Annotated in this window: 14 protein-coding genes; 8 read left to right on the top strand and 6 right to left on the bottom strand. The window is 70.8% G+C overall.

The window, feature by feature from the left end; genetic code table 11:
* The first annotated feature begins 5 nt into the window (after window positions 1-5).
* Both BST11_RS08700 and BST11_RS08695 read left to right on the top strand, forming a co-directional pair.
* The gene (locus tag BST11_RS08700) at window positions 6-1,586 is read left to right on the top strand and encodes an FAD-linked oxidase C-terminal domain-containing protein (protein WP_142276254.1); all 1,581 of its coding nucleotides are present in this window, start codon (window positions 6-8) and stop codon (window positions 1,584-1,586) included.
* Entirely contained in the window at window positions 1,583-2,512 is a 930-nt protein-coding gene (locus tag BST11_RS08695; RefSeq protein WP_083137517.1) for a diacylglycerol kinase, read from the top strand. Before BST11_RS08700 ends, BST11_RS08695 begins: the two co-directional genes overlap by 4 nt.
* Before the next feature lies 1 nt (window position 2,513).
* Here the strand turns inward: BST11_RS08695 and BST11_RS08690 are convergent, their stop codons facing one another.
* Window positions 2,514-3,248, bottom strand: a complete 735-nt coding sequence (locus BST11_RS08690) for an SDR family NAD(P)-dependent oxidoreductase (protein WP_083137576.1) — start codon at window positions 3,246-3,248, stop codon at window positions 2,514-2,516.
* Between the two features lie 166 nt (window positions 3,249-3,414).
* On the opposite strand from BST11_RS08690, the gene BST11_RS28440 reads away from it, so the two are divergent.
* Window positions 3,415-3,705 carry a hypothetical protein gene (locus BST11_RS28440; RefSeq protein ID WP_244897577.1) on the top strand — a complete coding sequence of 97 codons (291 nt, stop codon included), beginning with the start codon at window positions 3,415-3,417 and terminating at the stop codon, window positions 3,703-3,705.
* A gap of 24 nt (window positions 3,706-3,729) precedes the next feature.
* On the opposite strand, the gene BST11_RS08680 is transcribed toward BST11_RS28440, so the two are convergent.
* The 3 genes from BST11_RS08680 to BST11_RS08670 form a co-directional block, all read right to left on the bottom strand.
* A complete protein-coding gene (locus BST11_RS08680) occupies window positions 3,730-4,242 on the bottom strand; it encodes a DUF3145 domain-containing protein (protein WP_067316250.1) in 513 nt (170 codons plus the stop codon).
* A 152-nt stretch (window positions 4,243-4,394) separates the two neighbouring features.
* On the bottom strand, window positions 4,395-5,231 hold the full coding sequence (locus tag BST11_RS08675; RefSeq protein WP_083137515.1) for a serine hydrolase domain-containing protein: 837 nt from the start codon (window positions 5,229-5,231) through the stop codon (window positions 4,395-4,397).
* Window positions 5,231-6,250, bottom strand: coding sequence for a class I SAM-dependent methyltransferase (locus BST11_RS08670; RefSeq protein ID WP_142276253.1), 1,020 nt, complete (start codon window positions 6,248-6,250; stop codon window positions 5,231-5,233). Before BST11_RS08670 ends, BST11_RS08675 begins: the two co-directional genes overlap by 1 nt.
* A 72-nt stretch (window positions 6,251-6,322) precedes the next feature.
* Here BST11_RS08670 and BST11_RS08665 point away from each other — a divergent pair, with 72 nt between their 5' ends.
* Both BST11_RS08665 and BST11_RS08660 read left to right on the top strand, forming a co-directional pair.
* Window positions 6,323-7,408 carry an S-(hydroxymethyl)mycothiol dehydrogenase gene (locus BST11_RS08665; protein WP_083137513.1) on the top strand — a complete coding sequence of 362 codons (1,086 nt, stop codon included), beginning with the start codon at window positions 6,323-6,325 and terminating at the stop codon, window positions 7,406-7,408.
* Window positions 7,408-8,031: an MBL fold metallo-hydrolase gene (locus BST11_RS08660; RefSeq protein WP_083137512.1), complete on the top strand. Its 624-nt coding sequence runs from the start codon at window positions 7,408-7,410 to the stop codon at window positions 8,029-8,031. The genes BST11_RS08665 and BST11_RS08660 overlap by 1 nt, the downstream gene beginning before the upstream one ends.
* Window positions 8,032-8,220: 189 nt before the next feature.
* Here BST11_RS08660 and BST11_RS08655 read toward each other — a convergent pair whose 3' ends face one another.
* Window positions 8,221-8,952: an SHOCT domain-containing protein gene (locus tag BST11_RS08655; RefSeq protein WP_083137511.1), complete on the bottom strand. Its 732-nt coding sequence runs from the start codon at window positions 8,950-8,952 to the stop codon at window positions 8,221-8,223.
* A gap of 103 nt (window positions 8,953-9,055) precedes the next feature.
* Between BST11_RS08655 and BST11_RS08650 the strand changes: the two genes are divergently transcribed.
* The 3 genes from BST11_RS08650 (at window position 9,056) to BST11_RS08640 (ending at window position 11,574) form a co-directional block, all read left to right on the top strand.
* Complete coding sequence (locus BST11_RS08650) at window positions 9,056-10,012, top strand: SDR family oxidoreductase (protein ID WP_083137510.1); 957 nt, start codon at window positions 9,056-9,058, stop codon at window positions 10,010-10,012.
* Window positions 10,013-10,026: 14 nt separating this feature from the next.
* Window positions 10,027-11,127: a class I SAM-dependent methyltransferase gene (locus BST11_RS08645; RefSeq protein ID WP_083137509.1), complete on the top strand. Its 1,101-nt coding sequence runs from the start codon at window positions 10,027-10,029 to the stop codon at window positions 11,125-11,127.
* Between the two features lie 75 nt (window positions 11,128-11,202).
* Window positions 11,203-11,574 carry a hypothetical protein gene (locus BST11_RS08640; protein WP_083137508.1) on the top strand — a complete coding sequence of 124 codons (372 nt, stop codon included), beginning with the start codon at window positions 11,203-11,205 and terminating at the stop codon, window positions 11,572-11,574.
* Window positions 11,575-11,591: 17 nt separating this feature from the next.
* Here BST11_RS08640 and BST11_RS08635 read toward each other — a convergent pair whose 3' ends face one another.
* Window positions 11,592-13,211, bottom strand: a complete 1,620-nt coding sequence (locus BST11_RS08635) for an Hsp70 family protein (protein ID WP_083137507.1) — start codon at window positions 13,209-13,211, stop codon at window positions 11,592-11,594.
* Between the last annotated feature and the right edge of the window lie 61 nt (window positions 13,212-13,272).

The following is a 13,272-nucleotide window of genomic DNA, read 5'->3' as shown; positions in this document are numbered from 1 at the left end:
CGCCGATGAAATGGAACGCGTGGGGGGATCCCGCCGAGGCCAAGCCGCTGTCCGAGGGCATCCGCGAGTTGCTGAAACAGGCGGTGGGCCTGGGGGATTCGGGCACGCAGGAGCTCGACGCCGACCAGGTGCGGCTGAGGCCGTCGGCGCTGACCGAGGCCGACGCCGGGGCGCTGGCCCGCATCGTCGGCGCCGAGGACTGCCGCACCTCCGACCGCGACCGGCTGTTGCACGCCGGCGGCAAGTCCACCCTCGACCTGCTGCGGCGCAAAGACACGGGGGTCCAGGACGCGCCCGACGCCGTGCTGCTGCCCGACGGCGAAGACGCCGTACACGCGATCCTGCGCTATTGCTCCGAGCACCGCATCGCCGTGGTCCCGTTCGGCGGCGGCACCAGCGTGGTCGGCGGGCTCGACCCCACCCGCGGCGAGTTCGGCGCCGTGGTGTCGCTGGACCTGCGCCGCCTCGACCGGCTCGTCGACCTCGACGAAATCTCCGGTCAGGCCGTGTTCGGGGCGGGCGTCACCGGCCCGGCCGCCGAACGCCTGCTCGGCGAGCGCGGGTTCTCACTCGGCCACTTCCCGCAGAGCTTCGAGTACGCCACGATCGGCGGCTTCGCCGCGACGCGGTCTTCCGGTCAGGACTCGGCGGGCTACGGCCGGTTCAACGACATGGTGCGCGGGCTGCGGGTGGTCACGCCCGTGGGCGTGCTGGACCTGGGCCGCGCCCCGGAATCGGCCGCAGGCCCCGACCTGCGCCAGCTGATGCTCGGCTCGGAGGGGACGTTCGGCGTCATCACCCAGGTGCGGCTGCGCGTGCACCGCGTCCCCGAGGCCGTGCGCTACGAGGCGTGGTCGTTCCCCGACTTCGAGACCGGCGCCGCGGCCCTGCGCGCCGTCACCCAGACCGCCACCGGCCCCACCGTCATCCGGCTCTCCGACGAGACCGAGACCGGGGTCAACCTCGCCACCACCGAGGCGATCGGCGAGAGCAAGATCACCGGTGGCTGCCTGGGCATCACCGTGTTCGAGGGCACCGAGGCCCACGTCGAGAGCCGCCACGCCGAGACCAGCGCGCTGCTGGCGTCCAACGGCGGCACGTCGCTGGGCGAAGAGGCGGCGCGGGCCTGGGAGCGCGGCCGGTTCGGCGCGCCGTACCTGCGCGACGCGCTGCTGTCGGCGGGAGCGCTGTGCGAGACGCTCGAGACCGCCACCGACTGGTCGAACGTGCCCAGGCTGAAATCCGCTGTCACCGACGCGCTTACCGGTGCGCTGGCGCAGACGGGCACCCCGGCGCTGGTGATGTGCCACATCTCGCACGTCTACCCCACCGGCGCGTCGTTGTACTTCACCGTCGTCGCCGGGCAGCGCGGCGACCCGATCGAGCAGTGGCAGGCCGCCAAGAAGGCCGCCTCGGACGCGATCGTCGCCCACGGCGGGACGATCACGCATCACCACGCGGTCGGCGCCGACCACCGGCCCTGGATGCGCGACGAGGTCGGGGACCTGGGCGTGCAGGTGTTGCGCGCGGTCAAGGCGACGCTCGACCCAGCCGGAATCCTCAACCCCGGCAAGCTGATTCCGTGATCGCCGCGCGGCAACAGCGGCGCGGCATTGCCCGAGTGACCGCGCTCACCAATCCCGTGTCGGGTCACGGCGCCGCGATACGCGCGGCGCAACTCGCGATCGCCCGCCTGCGACACAAGGGCATCGAGGTCGTCGAGATCATCGGCGACGACGCGCAGGACGCGCGCTATCTCGCCGCCGCGGCCGTCGACAAGGGCACCGACGCGCTCATGGTCACCGGCGGGGACGGCGTGGTCTCCAACGCGCTGCAGGTGCTGGCGGGCACCGATGTCCCGCTGGGCATCATCCCGGCCGGTACGGGCAACGATCACGCACGCGAATTTCACATTCCCACAAAGGATCCCGAGGCCGCCGCCGACATCGTCGCGAGCGGGTGGACGGAAACCATCGACCTGGGCCGCATCACCGACGGCGCCGGCGCCGCCAAGTATTTCGGCACCGTCGCCGCCACCGGGTTCGACTCGCTGGTCACCGACCGCGCCAACCGGATGCGCTGGCCCCACGGGCGGGCGCGCTACTACCTCGCGATGCTCGCCGAGCTCTCGCAGCTGCGGCTGCTGCCGTTCCGGATGGTGCTCGACGGGACGAAGGAGATCGACGCCGACATCACGCTGGTGGCCTTCGGCAACACCCGCAGCTACGGCGGTGGGATGCTGATCTGTCCGCACGCCGACCCCACCGACGGCCTGCTCGACATCACCATGGCGCACACGGCGTCGCGGACCAAGCTGGTCCGCCTGTTCCCCACCGTCATGAAGGGCACGCACGTCGAGCTCGACGAGGTGACCACGGCGCGCGCCGCAACGGTGCACGTCGAGTGTCCCGGTATCAACGTGTACGCCGACGGCGACTTCGCCTGCCCGCTGCCGGCCGAGATCTCGGTGGCCCCGGCCGCGCTGCGGATCCTCCATCCCGCCCGGCCGTAGCTCAGACTGCCGTGGTGCCGCCGTCCACGATCAACTCCATACCATTGACATAGCTTGAGTCGTCCGAGGCGAGGAACAGCGCGACCTTCGCAATCTCCTCAGGACGGCCCATCTTTCCCCGGGGGATCAATGCCTCGAACTGCGCCTTCGTCTCCTCGTCGAACAACTGCTCCTGTATCGGCGTGGCGACCTGGCCGGGGGTCAGCACGTTGACCCGAATCCGCCTGTCCTTCAACTCGGACAACCACCCGCGGGCGTAGGCGTGCAGCACAGCCTTGCTCGCCGCATACACACTCCAAAATGGAAAGCCCTTAACCGATGCGATCGACCCGGTCATGAAGATCGAGCCGCCGTCGCACAACAGTGGCAACGCCTTCTGCACCGTGAAGAGCGTGCCGCGCGCGTTCAGCCCGAAAGTGGCATCGAAGTGCTGCTCCGTGATCTCGCCGAGCTTGCGCTCCTCCCCCGTCCCGGCACTCGTCCACAACACGTCGACGACGCCTTTTTCCCGCCTGACGGTGTCGAACAAAAGGTCCAGATCGTCGAGGTTGGCCGAATCAGCTTGCACGCCGGTCACATTCGGGCCGATCAGTGTGACGGCTTCATCCAGAGCTTCCTGCCGCCGCCCCGAGATGAAGACGTGCGCTCCTTCTTCGACGAATAACTTGGCACCTGCCAGCGCCAAGCCACTTGATCCACCCGTGATCACCGCTACCTTGCCGTCAAGCTTTCCCATTCCACCCCATCGATCGATTACCTGGCTGGCGAAGTCAAGCAACTCGTCAAGGCGGGGAAACATTCCGAAGGCATCCACGATCGCCCCATCGGCACCCGAACCGGCGAGGCGCTCGAGCCCGTCGGCAACGGAGTCAACCGACGTGCCCGCTTCGAGGTTGATCCGCATGGCCGTCTTCAGCGCATCCGGATCGCGGCCGGCGTCCTGCGCCGCACGGCGCGCGACCGACCACAAGTGGTCGGTGAGCTCGTCCTGCAGCCCCCGCCTGACCGCCCGCCTCGGCAACTTCCTGCGCGATCGAGGTGTCATCGGGGATCGCCAGCCCGTCGGCGGTGGAATTGAAGGGGTTGCTGATGTCGACGACGACCTCGAGCTCGACATGCTCGCCGCCCTCAACGTACGCGTGCTACGCCACCTGGCTGACGACGACTCCCCCGCCGAAGACCGGCCCGCATAGCCTTCAGGTGCCCGCGGCTCCCGGTTAGCCCACGCCGCGGCTGAGCCAGGTCACCTCGCCGGCGTCGCCGCCGTCGCGGTACACCTCGAGTGCGTCGTCCCACGCCGTCCCCAACACCGAGTCCAGCTCGGCCGCCAGCGTGTCGGCGCCCTGCGCCATCAGCGCGCGCAGCCGCATCTCGCCGACCATGACGTCGCCGTTGGCGCTCATCGACCCGCTCCACAGCCCGAGCTGCGGGGTGTGGCTGAACCGCTGGCCGTCGACCCCCGGGCTGGGGTCCTCGGTGACCTCGAACCGCAGCACCGACCACGAGCGCAGCGCGTTGGCCAGCCGGGCGCCGGTGCCCACCGGCCCGACCCAGTTGGTGACCGCGCGCAGTTGCCCGGGCATGGCCGGCTGCGGGGTCCACACCAGGTTGGCCTTGGCCTGCAGGGTCGACGAGAGCGCCCACTCGACATGCGGGCAGACCGCCGCGGGCGAGGCGTGGACGTACACCACACCCGTCGTCACGTCGGCGAATTGGTTCGACGCACGCATCTCCTGCTCCTTCGGTTCCACGAGGGACGTCTTCCCCAACGACCTGGTGGACCTGACGGGCAGGATGCGCTAACTATTTTGTGTGTCTCGCGTGTCTATTGTGCCCTGTGATACCCGTGTTGCGCTAGTGTGCATTCCCCGACAGGCCGTTTTCAGCTGCCCAGGCCCAGCACCGCGTCGGAAACCGCAGGCCACAGCCCCAGCGCCCACTCCCCGAATTCGCGGTCGGTCAGGGCCACCAGCGCCAGGTCGGCCTCGGGATCGGCCCAGATGAAGCCCCCCGCCTGGCCGAAATGGCCGTACGTGCGGGGCGAGTTGCCCGCGCCCGTCCAGTGCGGCGATTTGGCGTCTTTGATCTCGAAACCCAGGCCCCAATCGTTGGGCCGCTGCACGCCGTAGCCCGGCAGCACGCCGTCGAGGCCGGGGAACTGCACCGTCGTGGCCTCGGCGTGCAGCCGCGCCGAGACCGTCGCCGGCCGCAGCAGGTCAGCGGCGAAGACCGCCAGGTCGGCGACCGTGGACGTCATGCCGAACCCCGCCGCCGCCGCGCCGCCATCCAGCCGGGTCGCCGTCAGGCCCAGCGGCTCGCACACCGCCTCGGCCAGGTAGCGGCCGAATTCGATGCCGGATTCGGCCTCCACGGTCCGGGCCAGCACGGTGAAGCCGTAGTTGGAGTACATCCGCCGGGTGCCGGGCCTGGCCAGCACGCGATCGGAGTGCATCGCCAGGCCCGACGCGTGGGCCAGCAGGTGGCGGATGGTGGCGCCGGGCGGCCCGGCCGGGGTGTCCAGCTCGACGACCCCCTCCTCGACGGCGACCTGCACGGCGCGGGCCACCAGCGGCTTGGTGACCGACGCCAGCTCGAACACGCGCCCGGTGTCGCCGTGGCTGGCCAGCACGCCGCCGGGCCCGACGACCGCCGCGGCGGCGTTCGGGACCGGCCAGTCGGCGAGCGCCGCCAGGGCGGTCGGCCCCGCTGATGCGGCCATCACTTCCTGGCGATGTAGTAGTTGTTGATCGGGTCGGACTCGATCTCGGCCACCGCGACGTCGTCGAACCCGGCCTCGGCGAGCATCGAGGTGGCCAGCTGCGTGCCCCAGGCGGTGCCCAGCCCGGCGCCGTCCAGCGCCAGCGACACCGTCATGCAGTGCATCAGCGACACCGTGTAGAGGTAGGTGCTCATCGGCACGTCGACGTTCTCCTCGAGCCGGCTCGACGCCTTGATGTCGGCCATCAGGAACACCCCGCCGGGCCGCAGCGCCCGGTAGATGTTCTCCAGCACCCGCGCCGGCTGCGCCTGGTCGTGGATGGCGTCGAACACGGTGATGACGTCGTAGGCCTCGCGCTTGTCCAGCCGCGTCAGGTCGTGGCTTTCGAAGCCCGCGTTGGACAGGCCGAGGCGGGCCGCCTCGTCGACGCCGGCCGCGATGGCCTCGTCGGAGAAGTCGATGCCGGTGAACCGGCTCGCGGGGAACGCCTTGGCCATCACGTTGATCGCGTGGCCGCTGCCGCACCCGAAGTCGGCGACGTCGGCGCCGGCGCGCAGCCGGTCGGGCAGGCCGTCGACCAACGGCAACACCACGTCGACGAGCGCGATGTCGAACACCGCGGCGCTCTGCTCGGCCATCAGCGCGTGGAAGCGGGGGAACTCGCTGTACGGCAGCCCGCCGCCCGCCCGGAAGCAGCCGATGATCTTCTGCTCGACCTCACCGAGCTGCGGCAGGAACATCGCGACCAAGGCGAGATTGTCCGGCCCGGCCGTGCGCGTCAGGACGGCCGCGCGGTGCGCGGGCAGCGAGTAGGTGGCGGTGTGCGGGTCGTAGTCGACGACGTGCCCGGTGGTCATGCCCGCCAGCCATTCCCGTACGTAGCGTTCGTCGAGGCCGGCGGCCTCGGCGATCCGCGCGCTGGTGGCGGGCGAAAGCTTGGCCATCGTGTCCAGCAGGCCGGTCTGGTGTCCGATGCTCAGCAGGATGGTGAGGCTCGCGCCGTCGACGGCCGCGACCATCCGCCCGGCGAAATCCTCAGTGGTTTCAGGTGCCGTCACGCTCTGCAGACGCTACACCGTAGGTTGGACGCCATGAGTCAGACAGTGCGCGGCGTGATTTCACGCAAGAAGGGCGAGCCCGTCGAGCTGGTCGACATCGTCGTCCCGGACCCGGGGCCGGGCGAGGCCGTGGTCGACGTCATCGCCTGCGGGGTGTGCCACACCGACCTGACCTACCGCGAGGGCGGCATCAACGACGAGTATCCGTTCCTGCTCGGCCACGAGGCCGCCGGCACGGTCGAGGCGGTCGGGCCGGGCGTGACCGCGGTCGAGCCGGGCGACTTCGTGATCCTGAACTGGCGCGCCGTGTGCGGGCAGTGCCGGGCCTGCAAGCGCGGCCGGCCGCACCTGTGTTTCGACACGTTCAACGCCGAACAGAAGATGACGCTGACCGACGGCACCGAGCTGACACCGGCGCTGGGCATCGGGGCGTTCGCCGACAAGACGCTGGTGGCGGCCGGCCAGTGCACCAAGGTCGACCGCGCCGCCGACCCGGCGGTCGCCGGGCTGCTGGGCTGCGGTGTGATGGCCGGGCTGGGCGCCGCCATCAACACCGGTGCGGTGACCCGCGACGACACCGTCGCGGTGATCGGCTGCGGCGGCGTGGGCGACGCCGCCATCGCCGGGGCGGCGCTGGTCGGGGCCCGGCAGATCATCGCCGTCGATACCGACGACACGAAGCTGGACTGGGCGCGAAAGTTCGGCGCCACCCACACGATCAACGCACGCGACTCCGATGTCGTGACAACCATCCAGGACCTCACCGAGGGCTTCGGTGTCAACGTGGCGATCGACGCGGTCGGCAGGCCGGAAACGTGGAAGCAGGCCTTCTACGCGCGCGACCTCGCCGGAACCGTTGTGCTGGTTGGTGTTCCGACCCCCGACATGCGCCTGGACATGCCGCTGGTGGACTTCTTCAGTCACGGCGGGTCGCTGAAGTCGTCGTGGTACGGCGACTGCCTGCCCGAACGTGACTTCCCCACCCTCATCGATTTGTACCTGCAGGGGCGGCTCCCGCTGGACAAGTTCGTCTCGGAACGCATCGGCCTCGGCGACATCGAGGAGGCCTTTCACAAGATGCACGACGGCACGGTGCTGCGCTCGGTGGTGATGCTCTGATGGTGAACATCGATCGGGTGGTGACCCACGGGACGTTCGAACTCGACGGCGGCAGTTGGGAAGTCGACAACAACATCTGGCTCGTCGGCGACAACTCCAACGTCGTGGTGTTCGACGCCGCCCACGACGCGGCGCCCATCGTGGAGGCCGTCGCCGGCCGCCACGTGGTCGCGGTGGTGTGCACGCACGGCCACAACGACCACGTCACCGTCGCCCCCGAACTGGGCCAGACGCTCGACGCGCCGGTGCTGCTGCATCCCGCCGACGAGGTGCTGTGGCGAATGACACACCCGGACAAGGAGTTCCGCTCGGTATCCGACGGCGAGACGCTGTGCGTGGGCGGCGCCAATCTGCAGGCGCTGCACACCCCGGGCCACTCGCCCGGATCGGTCTGCTGGTACGCCCCGGAGCTGGGCGTCGTGTTCAGCGGGGACACGCTGTTCGCCGGCGGTCCGGGCGCGACGGGCCGCTCCTACTCGGACTTCCCGACGATCCTGGCGTCGATTTCGGAGCGGCTGGGCAAGCTGCCCGGCGAGACCGTGGTGCACACCGGGCACGGCGAGAGCACCACCGTCGGCGACGAGATCGTCCACTACGAGGAATGGGTCGCCCGGGGGCACTAGGCCAATCCGGGTCGGGTCACATCCGCCACAGCAGCCACCGCCGGCGAGGCGACACCCTCTTTGCCCGCCTCACAGCGACAACGCGGCGTGCGCCGACGCCGCGTTGTCGCTGTGAGGCGGGCAAAGGCAATGCCTCCCGCTCCGGAGACGCAAGTGACTGTTGGGATTTCGTATCGGCGGTCCGAAACCTCAGTACCCCTCGAGGATCCGGCGCTTCTCGGCCTCGAACTCCTCCTGGGTCAGCGCCCCGGAATCGCGCAGCCCCGCCAGCGTCTTGAGCCGCTCGAGCCGCACCCCCTCGTCCCCGGGTTCGTGCGCCGCCGCGACGGGCACCACCGGCGGCGCGGCGGGCACCCGGTACGGGGTGGCCGCCACCACCGCCCGGCGCCGGGTCCGCGCCAGCCACAGCCCAGACAGGATCGCATCGACCAGCCCCACCACGAACAGGCCGACGAACACCCACACCAGATAGCCGTAGGAACTCTTGTGGCCGAACGCCAGTCGCGGGTTGATGTAGCCGTTGACCTGGCCGTCGGTGGTGACGGTGTAGGTGCCGCTGACCGGGATCTGGGCCACCCACACCCGCACGCGCGCGTCGTTGTTGACCGTCGTTGTGCTGCCGATGTTTTCGGTGACCGCGGGCTGCGCCACGCCCTCCGGCGGGGCGATCGTGACCCCGAGCGGCGGCACCGGCAGCCCGCCGCTCCCGCCGCCGATCACGACGGTGTGCAGGCTGACGGTGACCTCGCCGGCGGGCAGGTACAGGTTGCCGGACCCGGGGATCGGCACCTCGCCGTAGGCGTTGTATTTGTCCAGGACGAAGGCGTTGAGCACCAGCGCGGTGATGAATCCGCCCACCGACAAAACCATCAGCACGACGGCGGCGACCAGCGAAACCTTCGCCAGCCGCCTGCTGCTCACCCACGCAGTGTGGCAGCGAAACAGCGCAAATCCAAGGGTTCGCCGGCGGCACGGAAAGGGGCACACTGGGACGGGGCGCAACACCGACTAAGGAGTGATACGCATGGCCAACGATCTCGTCGCCACGGTTCCCGACCTGTCGGGCAAGCTGGCAATCGTCACCGGGGCCAACAGCGGGCTGGGGCTCGGGCTCGCGCGACGGCTGTCGGCCGCCGGCGCCGATGTGGTCATGGCGATCCGCAACCGCGCCAAGGGCGAGGCGGCGATCGAGGAAATCCGCCGATCGGTCCCCGACGCCAAGCTGAGCATCAAGTCCCTCGACCTGTCGTCGCTGGCCTCCGTCGCCGCGCTGGGCGAGCAGCTCAACGCCGAGGGCCGCCCGATCGACATCCTGATCAACAACGCCGGCGTGATGACGCCACCGGAACGCGACACCACCGCCGACGGCTTCGAATTGCAGTTCGGCAGCAATCATCTCGGCCACTTCGCGCTGACCGGCCACGTGCTGCCGCTGTTGCGCGCCGCCCGGGGCGCCCGCGTCGTCTCGCTGAGCAGCCTTGCGGCCCGGCAAAGCGGCAAGATCCACTTCGACGACCCGCAATTCGAGAAGTCCTACGCCGCGATGTCGGCCTACGGGCAGTCGAAGCTGGCGGTGCTGATGTTCGCCCTCGAGCTGGACCGGCGCAGCCGCGCGGCCGGCTGGGACATCGTGTCCAACGCCGCGCACCCGGGCCTGACCAAGACCAACCTGCAGATCAGCGGGCCCTCGCACGGCCGCGAACGGCCCGCCCTCATGGAGCGGCTGTACAAGGCCTCCTGGCGGTTCACGCCGTTCTTGTGGCAGGAGATCGACGAGGGGATCCTGCCGGCGCTGTACGCGGCCGCCACCCCGCACGCCGAGGGCGGTGCGTTCTACGGGCCCCGCGGCCCCTACGAGCTCGCCGGCGGCGGCGTCAAGCCGGCCAAGGTGCCCGCGCGCGCCCGCAACGAGGACGACTGCCGGCGACTGTGGGAACTGTCCGAGCGGCTCACCGGTGTCAGCTACCCGAAGCCCGACTGACTATCGTTTCGTCCATGCGGCCGGAACCTCGCCTGCCCGAATCGAGCATCGTGGTGCGGCCCGAGCCGCCGGACAGCGCGACCTACACCCAGTCGTCGCGGCTGCAGGCCGCCGGCCTGGCGCGGGCCATCGCGCTGTTCGAACGGGCCGCGGAGGCGGTGCGGCTGCCCGCGGCCCCGCAGCCGATCGTCGTCGCCGACTACGGCGCCGCCAACGGGCACAACTCGCTGAAGCCGCTGTCGGCGGGCATCGCGGTGCTGCGCCGGCGCACCCGCCACGACCACGCGATCCTGGTGACGCACACCGACGTGCCGGACAACGATTTCACCGCGCTGTTCAAGACCCTGGCCGACGACCCGGACAGCTATTTACACACGGACGCAAAGAGTTTCGCCTCGGCGATCGGCCGGTCGTTCTACGGCCAGATCGTGCCGTCCAACACGGTCAACCTCGGCTGGACGTCCTGGGCGACCCAGTGGGTGAGCCGAATCCCCTGTGAACTCCACGATCACGTGCACGTCGCCTACAGCGGCGACGATGCGGCCCGCGCGGCGTATGCCCACCAAGCCGCCCTCGACTGGCACGACTTCGTGGCGTTCCGGGGCCGCGAGTTGGCCCCCGAGGGCCGGCTGGTGGTGCTGACGCTGGCCGTCGACGAGGACGGCACGCCCGGCTTCCGGCCGCTGCTCGACGCGATCGTCGCCACGCTGGCCGACCAGGCGCGCGACGGCCTGCTCAGCGACGACGAGCTGCGTCGCATGGCCATCCCCACATTTGCCCGCGGCGAGAAGGACTTTCGCGCCCCGTTCGCCCCCAGCGGGCGGTTCGAGGGCCTGACGATCGAGCACCTCGAGATGTTCAACGCCGAGGACCGATTCTGGGCTCGGCTCCAAACCGACGACGACGCAGAGGCTTTCGGCGCGCAATGGGCGGCGTTCGCGCGCGCGGCGCTCTTCCCGGCGCTGGCGGGCGGGCTGGACGGCGGCGCCGGCGACCCGCGGGCGGCCGAGTTCGTCGAGCGACTCGAGGCCGCCGTCGCCGGGCGCCTGGCCGGGGCGCCGGAGCCGATGCGGATCCCGCTCGCCTCGGTGGTCCTGGTCAAGCGCGGCCGCTGACGAGAGTTTCGGCACAACACCCCAGCGGGTAACCCCGGGAAACGGGCGGACTGCGACTCGGAAGGGGGCAGGCGGATGAGCGTGCAGGATGACAGAGGTCACGAAGGCGATCAGCGGGCAGCCGACGAGGCCGACGACCGGCAGCTGACGGAAAAGCCGGAGCCGGACGAGGAGGCCAAGCAGAAGGCCGCCGAGATGATGACGGCCTACGAGGACCGGCCGACCCTGGTGCTGCCGGGCTCCGCCGCGATGGTCACGGGCACGGCGGTCAACGACTGGCTGGACGAGGACGGCAACCCGAAGCACGAGGCGCCCGAGGGCATGGACGTCCAGGCCGACGAGGACCGAGATCAGGAAGCCATGCGGGAGCAGATCGAAAAGGACAAGGCCCTCAACGAGCAGCTGCGGGAAGCATCACAAGCCGAGAACAAGGGCGAAAAGAGCTGAGCCGAAGGGCGATTCGCTCAGCCAGGGCCAAGCTCGCTTAACAGCGTCGGGATCTCGGGCAGGCCGGGGATCGGCTCGTTGATCCCGGGAATCGGCGGCAGGGGCGGCAGTTCGGGGATGCGCGGGATCGAGGGGATCCGGAGGGGCGGTCTTGCGGCCGGCGCGGCCGGAGCGACCGGCGCGGCCGGTGGCGCCGGGGCAACCGTTTGCTGCTGAGCCTCCGGTGGCGCGGGCGATTCCGTCGTGGCCGGCGGGCTGGTGTCGGTGCTCGACGGCGGGGGCGGCGGTGGTGTCGCGGGCGCGGGCGCGGTGGTGCTCACGCTCGGCGTGGGCCGGGTGGGCCGGGTCGCCGGCTGGTCGCCGGTGCCCAGCGCGATCGCCGCCGCGGCACCCGCGGCCAGCAGCAGCGCCACGGCGCCGCCCACGATCAGCGCGGCGGGCAGTCGGCGCCGCCGCGAATCCGCGGGCTCCTCGGCCGGGAGATCCGGCTCCTCTGTCTTGGCCGCCGGGCGCGCCGCGGTGCGGCCGGTCTGCGGCCAGGGCAGCACGGCCGTCGACGTCTCCGCGGCGACGCGCGGCGCGGGAGCCGTCGCCGGTGCGGCGGGGATCAGCGCGGTGGGGCTGTCATCCACCTCGGCCCGCGCCGCGCGCAGGCTGGCGCCGGTCGCGGCGGCCAGATGCGGGCGCGGCATCGTGACCACCGGGACGCGCAGGCGCGCCGACAGCGTCGTGGTGACCGCCGGGATGTTCGCGCCACCGCCCGCCGCGACGACCGCGACCAGATCGCGAATCCCATTGCGCCGCAACGCGTCATCGAGCAGATCCGCAAAGGCGGCCAGCGGTCCGCGGATCGCGTTGTCGAGTTCGTTCCGGGTGACTGGGATGTCGCCGCGCAGTTCGTCGGCGATGGTGGCCGCCGTGTTCGAGGAGAGCTGCGCCTTGGCGCCCCGGCACCCGCCGCGCAGCCGGCTCAGCGAGCCCACCGAACCCGTGCTCGACAGGCTGTCCATGACGGCGGTCAACAGGACCTGGTCGATCATGTCGCCGGAGAAGTCGCGATGCCGCACCGTCGGTGCCACGGGCCGGCAGGCGGCGTCCATCAGCGTGATGCTGGACCCGCTCCCCCCGAAATCGCACACGGCCACGGTGCCCCGGCCTGGCAGGCCCGGGTTGGCCCGCACCGCGGCCAACGTCGCGGCGGCGTCGGGGATCAGCAACAGCGGCCGGGCGCGGTTCGACCACTCGGACACCCGGCCCAGCGCGGCGCCCATGGCGTCGACCGACTCACCGGGCCAGTGCGCGGGGTAAGTCACCGCGACGGCCTCGGGCAGGGGGCGCCCGCCGGTGGCCGCGTAGGCCAGCGCGCGCAGCCCGTCGGCGACCAGGGCCTCGCTGCGGTGTGTCGAGCCGTCGGCGGCCACGGTTCCCGCCGGGTCTCCGACCCGGTTCACGAAATCGCTTACCACCAGTCCCGGTTCGTCGAGCCTCGGGTTTTCCGAGGGCACGCCGACCTCGGGCGGGCGCTGGCGGTAGAGCGTGAGGACGGGCTTGCGGGTGATCGCGACGTCGGCGGTCACCGCCGCGAGGTTGGTGGCGCCGATCGACAAGCCCAACCCGGTCCTGGCTCTGTCGGCCATCTATTCATCCCCCGTGTTGGCGGCGCCCGAGGCAATACCGACCCAATTGTGCCGCTAAAAG

It is taken from the genome of Mycobacterium alsense (assembly GCF_002086635.1).
Lineage (GTDB): Bacteria > Actinomycetota > Actinomycetes > Mycobacteriales > Mycobacteriaceae > Mycobacterium > Mycobacterium alsense.
This window is presented reverse-complemented; position numbering and strand designations above follow the sequence as displayed.

Coding starts and splice junctions, on each gene's coding strand:
- BST11_RS08645 (WP_083137509.1), top strand. CDS start 10,027: ATGCGGCCGGAACCTCGCCTGCCCGAATCGAGCATCGTGGTGCGGCCC.
- BST11_RS08690 (WP_083137576.1), bottom strand. CDS start 3,248: ATGGGAAAGCTTGACGGCAAGGTAGCGGTGATCACGGGTGGATCAAGT.
- BST11_RS08635 (WP_083137507.1), bottom strand. CDS start 13,211: ATGGCCGACAGAGCCAGGACCGGGTTGGGCTTGTCGATCGGCGCCACC.
- BST11_RS08650 (WP_083137510.1), top strand. CDS start 9,056: ATGGCCAACGATCTCGTCGCCACGGTTCCCGACCTGTCGGGCAAGCTG.
- BST11_RS08640 (WP_083137508.1), top strand. CDS start 11,203: ATGAGCGTGCAGGATGACAGAGGTCACGAAGGCGATCAGCGGGCAGCC.
- BST11_RS08660 (WP_083137512.1), top strand. CDS start 7,408: ATGGTGAACATCGATCGGGTGGTGACCCACGGGACGTTCGAACTCGAC.
- BST11_RS08680 (WP_067316250.1), bottom strand. CDS start 4,242: ATGCGTGCGTCGAACCAATTCGCCGACGTGACGACGGGTGTGGTGTAC.
- BST11_RS08700 (WP_142276254.1), top strand. CDS start 6: ATGAAATGGAACGCGTGGGGGGATCCCGCCGAGGCCAAGCCGCTGTCC.
- BST11_RS28440 (WP_244897577.1), top strand. CDS start 3,415: ATGGCCGTCTTCAGCGCATCCGGATCGCGGCCGGCGTCCTGCGCCGCA.
- BST11_RS08675 (WP_083137515.1), bottom strand. CDS start 5,231: ATGGCCGCATCAGCGGGGCCGACCGCCCTGGCGGCGCTCGCCGACTGG.
- BST11_RS08665 (WP_083137513.1), top strand. CDS start 6,323: ATGAGTCAGACAGTGCGCGGCGTGATTTCACGCAAGAAGGGCGAGCCC.
- BST11_RS08670 (WP_142276253.1), bottom strand. CDS start 6,250: ATGGTCGCGGCCGTCGACGGCGCGAGCCTCACCATCCTGCTGAGCATC.